12 protein-coding genes are annotated in these 12,006 nt (G+C 70.5%); 3 read left to right on the top strand and 9 right to left on the bottom strand.

Annotated elements, in window-relative coordinates:
• Positions 1–72: 72 nt before the first annotated feature.
• Entirely contained in the window at positions 73–414 is a 342-nt protein-coding gene (locus BUB97_RS06850) for a HesB/IscA family protein (protein ID WP_073132951.1), read from the top strand.
• A gap of 7 nt (positions 415–421) precedes the next feature.
• The gene (locus BUB97_RS06845; RefSeq protein ID WP_073132950.1) at positions 422–1,192 is read left to right on the top strand and encodes an exodeoxyribonuclease III; all 771 of its coding nucleotides are present in this window, start codon (positions 422–424) and stop codon (positions 1,190–1,192) included.
• Between the two features lie 7 nt (positions 1,193–1,199).
• Here the strand turns inward: BUB97_RS06845 and BUB97_RS06840 are convergent, their stop codons facing one another.
• From BUB97_RS06840 to ilvD, 4 genes are all read right to left on the bottom strand, one after another.
• Positions 1,200–1,913 carry a 2OG-Fe dioxygenase family protein gene (locus BUB97_RS06840; RefSeq protein ID WP_073132948.1) on the bottom strand — a complete coding sequence of 238 codons (714 nt, stop codon included), beginning with the start codon at positions 1,911–1,913 and terminating at the stop codon, positions 1,200–1,202.
• Positions 1,910–2,653, bottom strand: coding sequence for a pyridoxine 5'-phosphate synthase (locus BUB97_RS06835; protein ID WP_073132946.1), 744 nt, complete (start codon positions 2,651–2,653; stop codon positions 1,910–1,912). The genes BUB97_RS06840 and BUB97_RS06835 overlap by 4 nt, the downstream gene beginning before the upstream one ends.
• Positions 2,650–3,675: a 4-hydroxythreonine-4-phosphate dehydrogenase PdxA gene (gene pdxA / locus BUB97_RS06830; protein ID WP_073132944.1), complete on the bottom strand. Its 1,026-nt coding sequence runs from the start codon at positions 3,673–3,675 to the stop codon at positions 2,650–2,652. The genes BUB97_RS06835 and pdxA overlap by 4 nt, the downstream gene beginning before the upstream one ends.
• 69 nt (positions 3,676–3,744) lie before the next feature.
• Complete coding sequence (gene ilvD / locus BUB97_RS06825; RefSeq protein ID WP_073132942.1) at positions 3,745–5,469, bottom strand: dihydroxy-acid dehydratase; 1,725 nt, start codon at positions 5,467–5,469, stop codon at positions 3,745–3,747.
• 275 nt (positions 5,470–5,744) lie between these two features.
• Between ilvD and BUB97_RS06820 the strand changes: the two genes are divergently transcribed.
• Positions 5,745–6,314, top strand: a complete 570-nt coding sequence (locus tag BUB97_RS06820; RefSeq protein ID WP_073132940.1) for a histidine phosphatase family protein — start codon at positions 5,745–5,747, stop codon at positions 6,312–6,314.
• 90 nt (positions 6,315–6,404) lie between these two features.
• Here BUB97_RS06820 and BUB97_RS06815 read toward each other — a convergent pair whose 3' ends face one another.
• The 5 genes from BUB97_RS06815 to BUB97_RS06795 form a co-directional block, all read right to left on the bottom strand.
• Positions 6,405–6,962, bottom strand: coding sequence for a 3'-5' exonuclease (locus BUB97_RS06815; RefSeq protein WP_073132938.1), 558 nt, complete (start codon positions 6,960–6,962; stop codon positions 6,405–6,407).
• The gene (locus BUB97_RS06810) at positions 6,959–8,284 is read right to left on the bottom strand and encodes an MFS family transporter (RefSeq protein ID WP_073132936.1); all 1,326 of its coding nucleotides are present in this window, start codon (positions 8,282–8,284) and stop codon (positions 6,959–6,961) included. Before BUB97_RS06810 ends, BUB97_RS06815 begins: the two co-directional genes overlap by 4 nt.
• A gap of 109 nt (positions 8,285–8,393) precedes the next feature.
• Positions 8,394–8,579 (bottom strand): hypothetical protein, encoded by a 186-nt coding sequence (locus BUB97_RS06805; RefSeq protein WP_073132934.1) that lies wholly within the window; start codon positions 8,577–8,579, stop codon positions 8,394–8,396.
• Between the two features lie 11 nt (positions 8,580–8,590).
• Positions 8,591–11,287, bottom strand: coding sequence for a valine--tRNA ligase (locus BUB97_RS06800; RefSeq protein ID WP_073133043.1), 2,697 nt, complete (start codon positions 11,285–11,287; stop codon positions 8,591–8,593).
• Between the two features lie 71 nt (positions 11,288–11,358).
• Positions 11,359–11,994 carry a DUF2497 domain-containing protein gene (locus BUB97_RS06795; protein WP_073132932.1) on the bottom strand — a complete coding sequence of 212 codons (636 nt, stop codon included), beginning with the start codon at positions 11,992–11,994 and terminating at the stop codon, positions 11,359–11,361.
• Between the last annotated feature and the right edge of the window lie 12 nt (positions 11,995–12,006).

Here is a 12,006-nt window from a genome sequence, read left to right as displayed (position 1 = left end):
CGCGCCCGCAGCCCCTATCTTGATCTCCAGATTCGTCAGACCGCTTTCGCCAGACAGCCCGAGGTCCTTCCCATGCCGGATGGCAGCTCCGCCCCCGCCCCCTTTTCCGTCACCCCCTCCGCCCTCGCGCAGGTGGCCGAAATCGCGGCCTCCCAGGGCCGCCCGGAAGCGGGCCTGCGCCTGGCGGTGGAAGCCGGCGGCTGCTCGGGCTTCCAGTACAAGTTCGACCTGGCGGACGCCCCGGAGCCGGACGATCTGGTGGTAGAGGGCCGGGTCTTCATCGACCCGGTCTCGCTGGACCTGCTGCGGGGCGCGACCCTGGACTGGGCGGATGAGCTGATCGGGGCCCATTTCGCGGTGAAGAACCCCGTCGCGGCCTCGGGTTGCGGCTGCGGCGTCTCCTTCTCGGTCTGACTGACCCTTGCGCCTCTGCACCTTCAACGTGAACTCGGTTCGCAAGCGCGAACCGCATCTGCGGCGGCTGCTCGAACGGCATGCGCCCGACCTCGTCTTCCTGCAGGAGCTGAAGTGCAAGACGGAGGAGTTCCCCGGCGGGGAGCTGGCGGGGATGGGCTACCGGTTCCACGCCGTGGGACAGCCCGGCGGCCGGAACGGGGTGGCCGTCGTCGCCCGCATCCCATTCGAGGTGGTGGACGAGGCGCTGCCGGGCGGGGATGAGGACACCCATGCCCGCTTCGTCGAGATCCGCGCGGCGGGGATGCATCTGGCCGGCATCTACCTGCCCAACGGCAATTCCGGCGGCGAGGAGGGCTATGCCTACAAGCTCTCCTGGATGGAGCGGCTGCGGACGAGGGTGGCGGAGCGGCTGGATTCCTTCACCCCCTATGCCGTGCTCGGGGACTTCAATGTCTGCCCGACGGATGAGGACCTCTCCCCCGGCGCCCTGCCCCGGACCGATGCGCTGGTCCGGCCGGAAAGCCGTGCGGCCTTCCGTGCCATCACCCATCTGGGCATGACCGACGCCCTGAGGGCCCTGCATCCGACCGACGCGCCCTGGACCTACTGGGATTACGGCCCTTCCTTCGAAGCCAATCGCGGCCTGCGGATCGACCATGCGCTGCTGAGCGCCGAACTGGCCGAGCGGCTGACCGGCGCCAGCGTGGACCTTGCCGCCCGCTCGGAGGAAAGCCCTTCCGACCACGCACCGGTCCTGTTCGACCTGAGGGACTAGGCTCGCCCTACCCTGTCCGACGGAAGGTGAGGACCAGCACGTCCCGGTGGCCGGGCCGGGCCGGGTCGATGGGGCGGATGGGGGTGACACCGTGCATGACGCGGCGGTCGTCCAGAAGCACGGCATCGCAGGGGGCGGAAAGGGTGAAGCTCGCCTCCTCCCGCCCGTCTATCTGGATGCCCGTGACGCCGCCATCCACGTTCTCCCGGCCCACCATCATCACCATCACGTAGTCCACGCCATCCGAATGCATGCCCTCGGGCGTGGGCTTGCCCGCTTCGTCCGGCCGGGCCTCAATGCGGAACTGGTGGACCTCCACCGACCAGGCGGCACCGGGCGCGAGCGGGTCGAACACGCCCCGAGCGCCGGCCAGCAGGGCCTGGAGCGCCGCCCCCTCCCCCACATCCGCGGCCACAGGCTCGAACCATCGGTCGATGCCGCCATTCAGCGCGTTGTAGCGGGTGGCCTGAAAGTGCGGCCCATGCGGCGCGCGGACGAGCGGCGCGCCAGCCGGCGCGGTGTAGATCGCGTGGCGCCGCAGGCGGTACCGGCCCCCATCCGCCATGAAGCCGTCCGGGCGCAGGTCGTCCCAGCTGGCGGCGAAGCTCTCCCAAGCGGTCCCAGCCAGCGCCTGGCCGGTGGGGTCGAAGGTAGCGCGGGCCTCTCCACAGGAGAGCGCGACATAGCCGCTGCGGGCGATCGGGGCGGCGAGATCGGTCATGGCCGCCGTGCTTCCTCCATCACGCGCCGCATCCGCGCCACGGCCGCCGGCAGGCCGTCGAACAGGGCCTGGCCCATCAGGAAGTGGCCGATATTCAGCTCCACCACCTCCGGGATCGCGGCCAGCAGCGCGGCGGTCTCGTAATCCAGCCCGTGGCCGGCATGGCATTCCATTCCCGCCGCGGCCACCAGGCGGGCGGCCTCCTTCAGCCGGGCCAGCTCGCGCCCCCGGGCATCACCGGCGGCCTCGCAGAAGGTGCCGGTGTGCAGCTCCACCGCCTTGGCGCCGAGACGGGCCGCGGCCTCCACCTGCCTCGGGTCGGGGTCGAGGAAGAGGGAGACGCGGATTCCGGCTTCCACCAGCGCCGCCACCACCGGCCGCAGCGTGGCTTCCTGCCCCACCGCGTCCAGCCCGCCCTCGGTGGTCAGCTCCGCGCGGCGCTCGGGGACCAGGCAGCAGGCATGGGGCCGAAGCTCCACCGCAATCGCCTGCATCTCGGCGGTCGCGGCCATTTCCAGGTTGATAGGGGCGCTCAGCGCCGCCCGCATGGCGCGGCAATCGGCGTCACGAATGTGGCGGCGGTCCTCGCGCAGATGGATGGTGATGCTGTCCGCCCCATGCGTGAGGACGAGCTGCGCGGCTGCCAGCGGGTCGGGATGCCTGCCGCCGCGCGCGTTCCGCAGGGTGGCGACGTGATCGACGTTCACGCCCAGGCGGATGGGGGGGCGGATCGGGATCATGCGGGTGCTTTCGAGGAGCGGCGGGCGGCCATCTCGGCCGCGAGGCGGAGGGCGGCGACGAGGCTGCCCGGATCGGCGATGCCCTGGCCCGCGATGCCGAAGGCGGTGCCATGGTCGGGCGAGGTGCGGATGATGGGCAGGCCGAGGGTGACGTTCACCCCGCCATCCATGTCCAGTGTCTTGATCGGGATCAGCGCCTGGTCATGGTAGAGGCAGAGCGCGGCGTCATAGGTCTGACGCGCGCGGGCGGTGAACATCGTATCGGGCGGTAGCGGCCCGAAGGCGTCCACCCCCCCGGCGCGAAGCGCCTCGATGGCCGGCAGGACGAGGCGCGGCTCCTCATCGCCCATGGCCCCCTCCTCCCCCGCATGCGGGTTCAGCCCAGCGACCGCGATGCGCGGGGCGGGGATGCCGAAGCCTTCCCGCAGCCCGCGCGCAAGGGCAAGGCCGGTGCGGATGATCTCCTCCGTGCGGAGCGTGTCGAGCGCCTGGCGCAGGGAGACATGGATGGTGACGGGCACGACCCGAAGCATGGGCGAGGCCAGCAGCATCACCGGCGGCTCCGCCGCGCCGGCCAGCGCACCCAGGAACTCCGTATGGCCGGGGAAGGCGAAACCGGTGCGGTAGAGGGTCGCCTTGCTGATAGGGTTGGTGACCACCCCCCCTGCCCGCCCGGCCTGGGCGAGCGCCACCGCACGCTCGATGGAACCCAGGACGGCCGGGGCATTGGCCGGGTCCGGCTGCCCGAAGACGGGCGGCACGGGGCAGCGGATGGTCATCACCGGCAGGCGGTCGCGGAAGACCGCCGCGGCTTCCTCCGGCCCCGAGACCGAGGCGAGCGGCACCTCCCAGCCCAGATGCGCGGCGATGCCCGCCAGGCGCGACGGGTCGTCCAGCGCGACGAAGGCGGGACCTTCGGCGCGCAGTCTTGCCCAGGCGGCCAGGGTGAGCTCCCCGCCGATCCCGGCGGGGTCTCCCATGGTCAGCGCCAGGGGGGGCTGGCTCGGCGGGGCGGCGCTCATGCCGGCAAGACTGGCACGGCGCCGATCCGCGCCGCATCCCGTGCGCGGATCATGGCTGCCTCGTTCCGATCAGATATCGGCGTAGACGTGGGTTTCGGCCTCGCCGCCCGGATGAGTAACGGCGCCGAGATAGGCCGGACCGACGAGCTGGGCGTACTTCCAGAGCGCGCCCGAGTTGTAGTCGGTCTTGCGCGGCTTCCACTCGGCGCGGCGTGCCGCCAGCTCCTCTTCGGAGAGGTCCACGTCGATGGTGCCCTTCTCGGCATCGATCACGATCCGGTCGCCGTCCTTCAGCAGGGCGATCGGCCCGCCAACGGCGGCTTCCGGCCCGACATGGCCGATGCAGAAGCCGCGCGTGGCGCCGGAGAAGCGGCCATCGGTGATGAGGGCCACGTCACCGCCCATGCCCTGGCCGTAGAGGGCGGCGGTGGTCGAGAGCATCTCGCGCATGCCCGGGCCGCCTCGAGGACCCTCGTAGCGGATGATGATCACGTCGCCCTTCTTGTAGGCCCGGCTCTCCACGGCGGCGAAGGCATCCTCCTCGCAGTCGAAGCAGAGCGCCGTGCCCTCGAAGCGCAGCTCCTTCATGCCGGCGATCTTCACGATCGCGCCGTCCGGAGCCAGGTTGCCCTTCAGCCCGACCACGCCGCCCGTCTCGCTGAGCGGGTTGGAGACGGGGCGGATCACGTCCTGGTCCTTCGGGAAGATCACCTCGCGGTGGTTCTCGGCCAGGGTCTTACCCGTGACCGTGATGCAGTCCCCATGCAGCAGCCCGGCATCCAGCAGCGCCTTCACGATCACGGGGATGCCGCCGATCTTGTAGACGTCATAGGCCACGTAGCGGCCGCCCGGCTTCAGGTCCCCGATATAGGGCGCCTTGCGCATGATCTCGGCCACGTCCTGCAGGGTGAACTTGATCCCGGCCTCATGCGCCATGGCCGGCAGGTGCAGGCCCGCATTGGTGGAGCCGCCGGTCGCGCCGACGATCAGCGCCGCGTTGTAGAGGCTTTCCTTCGTGACGATGTCGCGCGGGCGGATGTTCTTGCGCAGCAGGTCCATCACGGCGCGGCCGGATTCCACCGCCCACTTGTCCCGGTCCTCATAGGGCGCGGGAGCGCCGGCCGAGCCGGGGAGCGCAAGGCCGATCGCCTCGGAGACGGTGGCCATGGTGTTCGCGGTGAACTGGCCGCCGCAGGCGCCGGCGCTCGGGCAGGCGACGCATTCCAGCTCATGCAGGTCCTCGTCGGACATGCGTCCGGCGGCATGCATGCCGACCGCCTCGAACACGTCCACGACCGTCACGTCCTTGCCCTTGTAGGTGCCGGGAAGGATGGAGCCGCCGTACATGAACACGCTGGGCACGTTCAGGCGCAGCATGGCCATCATCATGCCGGGCAGAGACTTGTCGCAGCCGGCGAGGCCCACCATCGCGTCGTAGCAGTGGCCGCGCATGGTCAGCTCCACCGTGTCCGCGATCGCGTCGCGGCTGGCGAGGGAGGACTTCATGCCCTGGTGGCCCATGGCGATGCCGTCGGTCACGGTGATGGTGGTGAACTCGCGCGGGCTGCCATGGGCCTGCTTCACCCCGGCCTTCACGCTCTGCGCCTGGCGGCTGAGGGCGATGTTGCAGGGGGCCGCCTCATTCCAGCAGGTGGCGACGCCCACCAGCGGCTGGGCGATCTCCTCCTCGGTCATGCCCATGGCATAGTAGTAGGAGCGGTGCGGCGCGCGCTCCGGCCCCACGGTCACATGGCGGCTGGGAAGGCGGGACTTGTCCCAAGTGTTGTCCGGCATGGCATTTCCCTCTCTCGCCCGGCTGTATCCCGCAACATTCCGATCGTCGCAACCGCGTGCCGCGCAATACAGCTAGGCAAGGGGACCGGTTGAGGCGCGCGCGGAGGCGGTGCGGGCGCGTTCCCATGGCCCGGAAAGCGCGTCCCGGCATCCGCGGGTGGCAGCAGGCCATAACCGGCGCCTCAGCGCCACCCGACGGACACGCGCATGTCAACGCCGCTTCCGTCGCGATGCCGTAACCTTCTCCCTGACCGTCTCAGGGATGGGGGTTTGCCATGCGCATCACGCCATTTCTCATCGCGGGCCTGCTGGCCGGCGCCTGCTTGGCCCGGGCCCAGCCCTCCCCGCCCATGGCCAACCCCGCCGAGCTGGCATCTGCGCTGCGCGAGGGCGGCCTGGTCCTCTACATGCGCCACCCCGCGACGGAGAGCGCGCAGACGGATGCCGAGGCCCTGGATTTCGCCGACTGCAGGACGCAGCGGAACCTCAGCGAGGCCGGCCGCCGCGTCGCGCGGGAGATCGGGGCGGCGCTGCGCGACATCCGCGTGCCGGTCACCCGGGCCGTGACCAGCGAATACTGCCGTGCGCGGGAAGCGGCGGTGCTGATGGACGCGCCTCCCGCCGAAACGGAGGCGGCGCTGAACGATGGCGGGCGGATGCTCGCCAAGGGCCCGGATTCCCCTCAGGCCCAGGCCCTCCGCGACATGCTGCGGCGGGCGGCGGGCGCCGGGCGCCGGGGAGGTGCTGCTCATCGTGGCCCATCGACCCAACATCGTAGATGCGGCGGGCGCGGCCTTCTCGGAGCTCGGCGAAGGGGAAATCGTCGCCTTCCGCCCCACGGCTGAGGGGCCCGGCTTCGCGCCGCTGGCTCGTATCCGCGCCTCGGACTGGCCGGGACTCCTCGCCGCCACGCGCCCCTGACAGGGCGGCCGGCTTCAGCCCTCTCGGGCCAGCGCGGCCCGGACCCGGTCGCCCATGCCGCGCCAAATCCGCATCTCGCGCTTCGCATCCTCCAGCGCCCGGTGAGCCGGGACGCCCTCCCCCGCCTCCCTTGCGGCCTCGCCGAGAACCTCGATTACCAGCCCTTCATGGCGTGATGGGTCGCGTCCGACTTCCGCCAGCGCCGCGATGGCCGCTGCCTGTCGTGCCTCCTCCGTATCCCGCAGGCGCAGGGCGTGGCGCGGCAGCCCGGCCGCTCGCAGCAGGCGACTCAGCCACTGCCCATCCCAGGAGGGCGCCGAGGCGTAGAGATCGTGCCCGGCCAGCCGATCGACCATGCGGCGGGCCACCGCACCATGCGGCTCCCCCTCCCGCACCAGCTGTTCCCGGGAAAGGCCGTGAATCGCCTCCGCTTCCTCGTTCCACTCGTCCCAATCCGGGGCGGGGCGGATAAGATGCGACTCCTCGCCTCCATCCTCCCCGACCCAGCCGACTTCAATGGGGAAGCTGCGCTTCCCGAGGCCGCTCGCCTCGAAATCGAGGAAGACGATCACCGGATCGCGCCGGCCGCCTGCTCCCGCGCGAGGTGCCCATGCACCCGCGTGTCGCGCATCGAGAGCGCGGAGAGCAGGGAGAGGACGCAGAAGCCGGAGACGTACCAGAAGAAGGTGCTCTCCATGCCCTGCGCCTTGAACCACAGCGCGACATATTCGGCCGTGCCGCCGAAGAGCGAATTGGCGATGGCGTAGCCCAGCCCCACGCCCAGCGCCCGGATCTCGGCCGGGAACAGCTCCGCTTTCACCACGCCGGAGATGGAGGTGTAGAAACTGACCACGGCGAGCGCGCCCAGGATGATGGCGAAGGCACCGAAGGAGGTGCTCACGCCGGCCAGCAGGGTCAGCAGCGGCACGGTCATGATCGCCCCGCCCAGGCCGAAGAGGATGAGGCAGATCCGCCGGCCCACGCGGTCGGACAGCGCGCCGAAAAGGGGCTGGAGCAGCATGTAGCAGAACAGGACGAAGGTCATGGTCACGCTCGCGCGCTCCGCCGTGAAGCCGGAGGTGTTGACCAGGAACTTCTGCATGTAGGTCGTGTAGGTGTAGAAAGCGAGGCTGCCGCCCGAGGTGAGGAAGATGGTCTGCAGCAGCGGCTTCGGATGGCGCAGCAGCAGGCGAATGGTACCCGTGCCCTCCTTCGCGCGCGTCTCGGCGGTCGTCGTCTCATGCAGGGCGCGGCGCAGGAAGAGCGCGACGATGGCGGCGGCGGCGCCGATGAAGAAGGGAATGCGCCAGGCCCAGGCGCGGATTTCCTCCGGCGTGTAGATGCCCTGCAGCACGACGAGCACGAGCAGGGCCAGGAGCTGGCCGCCGATCAGCGTGACATACTGGAAGGAGGCGAAGAAGCCGCGATGCTTCTGCGCGGCCACCTCGCTCATATAGGTCGCGCTCGTCCCATACTCGCCGCCCACCGAAAGCCCCTGGATCAGCCGGGCAACGACCAGCAGGGTCGGCGCGGCGACCCCAATGCTGGCGTAGGTCGGCAGTACCGCGATCATCAGCGAGCCGAAGCACATCATCAGCACCGAGATCATCATCGAGGTGCGGCGGCCGTAGCGATCACCGATCATCCCGAAGAGCCAGCCGCCGATCGGGCGCATGAGGAAACCGACCGCGAAAATGGCGGCTGCGTTCAGCAGCTGGGTCGTGCGGTCCCCGGAGGGAAAGAAGTTCGGCGCGAAATAGAGCGCTGTCGCGGCATAGACGTAGAAGTCGTACCACTCGACGAGATTGCCCGAGGATCCGCCCACGATCGCCCAGACACGGCGGCGCGTATCCGCCCTTTCGTCCTGACGGCTGGGCGCGACCTGATCGGGCATTGGGAACCTCGTAAGTCCGTGACTGTCACGAGAGAATGCGCCCGGAGGCACTAAGTGACAGAAGCTGCGGACCCGGGCTGGGTTGCAGTCCGCGCAACCCTCCCGCCGTTCACCGATACACGACGTAGCGGACGATATAGATCCCGCAAAGAATGACCGAGATGAGGGCCCCGATCCGGACCGCCTGGCGGTCCGTGATGGGCGGCTCCCGCCCCAGCCTGGGCAGCCGCGACCGGCACCACAGGATGGGCACGGTCGCGAGCACGGCCAGGGCGAAGAAGTCGAAAAACCTCACGCCCCCGGCCCTCAGGCCGCGATGCGGGCGATGGCCGCGGCCAGCCGCGCCGCCTCGGCCTCGGCGGTGGAAAGCCGCTCCCGCGTCTCCTCCACCACCTCCTCCTTCGCCCGGCTAGTGAAGTCGGGGTTGGCGAGCTTCTGCGCGATCTTGCGCGCCTCGGCCTCCACCTTCGCATGCTCCTTGGCCAGCCGCGTCCGCTCGGCCGCCAGGTCCACCACGCCGGAGAGGGGCAGCATCACCGTCGCTTCGCCCACCACGGCCTGGGCCACGCCTTCCGGCAGGGCACCCTCCAGCGGGCGCACCTCGGTGGCGCGGGCCATGCGGCGGATCGGCTCGATCCAACGCTCGGCGCGGGCCAGGGTCTCGGCCGAGGCGCCCTGCACCAGCAGCGGCACGGTAACGGAAGGCGGCACATTCACCTCAGCCCGCACGGTGCGGACCTCGGAGATGAAGGCGACCAGCCAGTTCAGCTCCGCCCGGGCCTCCTCGGCGCCCATCACGGCCACTGGCTCCGGCCAGGCCATGCGGATGAGGCTACCTTCGGCGCCATAGCCGAACCGGTCCCACAGCTCTTCCGTGACATAGGGCATCACCGGATGGGCGAGGCGGAGGATAAGGCCCAACACGTGCTGCGCGGCACCCTTGGCCTCGTCCTTCTCCACCCCGTCCGGCCCGGTCAGGGCCGGCTTGGCCAGCTCGAGGAACCAGTCGCAGAAGCTGCCCCAGGTGAAGCGGTAGAGGGCTGCGGCATAGTCATCGAGCCGATAGGCCTCCAGCGCGGCCGTCGCCTCCGCGATCGCCGCATTGCCCGCATCGATGATCCAGCGCGCCAGCGGCGTGCTCGCCGTCATCGGGTTGAAGGCGGCGTCGGGCGCGATGCCGCTCATCTCGCAGAAGCGGGCCGCGTTCCACAGCTTGGTGACGAAGGCGCGGTTGCTCTCCACCTTCTGCCGGCCAAGCCGCACGTCCCGCCCCGGTCCCGCGAAGGAGGCCAGGGTGAAGCGGAGCGCATCGGCGCCGTAGGCATCCGCCAGCTCCAGCGGGTCCATGACGTTGCCCTTGGACTTGGACATCTTCTGCCCGCGCTCGTCGCGCACGAGGCCGTGGATGTTCACCACCCTAAAGGGCACGTCGCCCATGAAGTGAATGCCGAGCATCATCATCCGGGCGACCCAGAAGAAGATGATGTCGAAGCCCGTCACCAGCACGTCGCCGGGGTAGTAGCGCGCCAGTTCCGGCGTCTGCTTCGGCCAGCCCAGGGTGGAGAAGGGCCAGAGCCCGGAGGAGAACCAGGTGTCCAGCACGTCCGGGTCGCGCGTCAGCTCCCGGTCCTCGCCGTAATGGGAGCGGGCCGCGGCGACGGCTTCGGCCTCCGTGCGCTCGACGAAGATATGCCCGTCCGGCCCGTACCAGGCCGGGATCTGGTGGCCCCACCAGAGCTGGCGGGAGACGCACCAGGGCTGGATGTCACGCATCCAGGCGAAGAAGGTGTTCTCCCACTGCTTCGGCACGAACTGGGTTTTGCCGGTCTCCACCGCCTCGACAGCGGGCTTGGCCAGGGTCGCGGCGTCCACATACCACTGCCAGGTCAGGCGCGGCTCGATCGGCACGCCGGAACGGTCGCCATGCGGCACGGCATGGGTGTGAGGCTCGATCTTCTCGATCAGCTCCAGCCGCTCCAGCTCAGCCAGGATGGCCTTGCGGGCCTCAAATCGCTCCAGCCCGGCGAGCGCGCGCAGGGCCTCCGGTTGGGCGATGCCCTCCACCGCGCGGATTTCGCCCTCGATCTCGGCAAGGGTGACCTTGCCCTCGGCGTCCAGCACGCTCGGCGAGGGCAGCTCATGCCGCCGACCCACCTCGAAATCGTTGAAGTCGTGGGCGGGGGTGATCTTCACCGCGCCCGAGCCCTTCTCGGGATCGGAGTATGCATCGGCCACCACCGGGATTCGCCGGCCGACGATGGGCAGAATCACGAACTTCCCGATCAGATCCCGGAAGCGCTCGTCCTCCGGGTTCACGGCCACGGCCGTGTCGCCCAGCATCGTCTCGGGCCGGGTGGTCGCCACGACGAGGAAGCGGCCGGGCTGGCCCTCCACGGGGTAGCGCAGGTGCCAGAGGCTGCCCTTGACCTCCTTGCTCTCCACCTCGAGGTCGGAGATGGCCGTCTGGAACTTCACGTCCCAGTTCACCAGCCGCCGGTCTCGGTACATCAGGCCCTGCCGGTGGAGCGTCACGAAGACCTCGCGCACCGCTTCGGATAGGCCCTCATCCATGGTGAAGCGCTCGCGGGACCAGTCCAGGCTGGCGCCCATGCGGCGGAGCTGGCGGGTGATGGTGCCGCCGCTCTCGGCCTTCCACTGCCAGACCCGCTCGAGGAAGGCTTCACGCCCCATCTCGCGCCGGTCCTTGCCCTCGCTCGCCAGCAGGCGCTCGACCACCATCTGGGTTGCGATGCCGGCATGGTCCGTTCCGGGCTGCCACAGCGCGTCCCGGCCCTGCATCCGGCGGAAGCGGATCAGCGTGTCCTGGATGGTGACGTCCAGCGCGTGGCCGACATGCAGGCTGCCCGTCACATTGGGCGGCGGAATCATGATGGTGAAGGGCTTGGCGTTGGAGGCCGGATTGGCCGTGAAGGCCCCGGCACCCTCCCACCCCTGATAGAGGCGCGGCTCGAAGCCGGCGGGCGAAAGCGTCTTGTCGAGCATGGCGGAGGCTTGGCGGAGCGGCGGCCCCGCCGTCAAGGGCCGTTCACGCCCCCCTGCCCCGCCCGCCGTGCCTAGCCGAGGGAGCGGCTGACCACCCGCTCGATCTCGGCCCGCACCAGCCGCTCCATCAGGGCGGGCAGATGCGCGTCCATCCACTCCTTGAGCAGGGGTCGCACCTCTTCACGCACGACATCCTCGATGGAGGGGCCGCCGCGATGGACCGGCGCGGCGCGCTCCGCCGCGACGGTTCTGGCGAGCTGGCCGAGCAGCGCCGCCGCGGCGGCGGCCGTCGCGGGCGCGACAAGCCCCTCGGCGGATTCGGCCACGGCCGGTTCGGGAACGGCCGCGACGAAGGGCGGTGCCGGCGCCACGGGAGCCGGGGCCGTGACAGGCGGCACCTCGGCCGCAGTCTCGACGGCGGCTGGCCTCGTCTCCAGCAAGGCCGGCTGCACCGGGCCGGGAGGAATCGGCGCGGCGGGCGCTGGTGGCTCGGGGGCCGGCTCGGCCTCGGTCGGCGTTGCCGGCTCTTCCTGGGGCGGGACCGCGACCAGCATCGCCTCGGTCAGCTCCAGCGGCTCCGCCGCCTCCGCCTCCGCCGCTTCCGCGGCAGCTGCCGGCGCTTCCTCCTCGTTCAGGATCTTGCGGATGGAGGCGAGGATGTCCTCCATCGAAGGGTCCTGACCGGGTGCGGTGGCGGCGCCGGACATGCGGAGCTCCCT

This window comes from Muricoccus roseus (genome assembly GCF_900141905.1).
GTDB classification, from domain to species: domain Bacteria; phylum Pseudomonadota; class Alphaproteobacteria; order Acetobacterales; family Acetobacteraceae; genus Roseomonas; species Roseomonas rosea.
Note: the sequence above shows the minus strand (reverse complement) of the source record. Positions and strands in the feature narration are given on the sequence as shown.

Coding starts and splice junctions, on each gene's coding strand:
- BUB97_RS06850 (WP_073132951.1), top strand. CDS start 73: ATGCCGGATGGCAGCTCCGCCCCCGCCCCCTTTTCCGTCACCCCCTCC.
- BUB97_RS06840 (WP_073132948.1), bottom strand. CDS start 1,913: ATGACCGATCTCGCCGCCCCGATCGCCCGCAGCGGCTATGTCGCGCTC.
- BUB97_RS06835 (WP_073132946.1), bottom strand. CDS start 2,653: ATGATCCCGATCCGCCCCCCCATCCGCCTGGGCGTGAACGTCGATCAC.
- pdxA (WP_073132944.1), bottom strand. CDS start 3,675: ATGAGCGCCGCCCCGCCGAGCCAGCCCCCCCTGGCGCTGACCATGGGA.
- ilvD (WP_073132942.1), bottom strand. CDS start 5,469: ATGCCGGACAACACTTGGGACAAGTCCCGCCTTCCCAGCCGCCATGTG.
- BUB97_RS06820 (WP_073132940.1), top strand. CDS start 5,745: ATGCGCATCACGCCATTTCTCATCGCGGGCCTGCTGGCCGGCGCCTGC.
- BUB97_RS06810 (WP_073132936.1), bottom strand. CDS start 8,284: ATGCCCGATCAGGTCGCGCCCAGCCGTCAGGACGAAAGGGCGGATACG.
- BUB97_RS06800 (WP_073133043.1), bottom strand. CDS start 11,287: ATGCTCGACAAGACGCTTTCGCCCGCCGGCTTCGAGCCGCGCCTCTAT.
- BUB97_RS06795 (WP_073132932.1), bottom strand. CDS start 11,994: ATGTCCGGCGCCGCCACCGCACCCGGTCAGGACCCTTCGATGGAGGAC.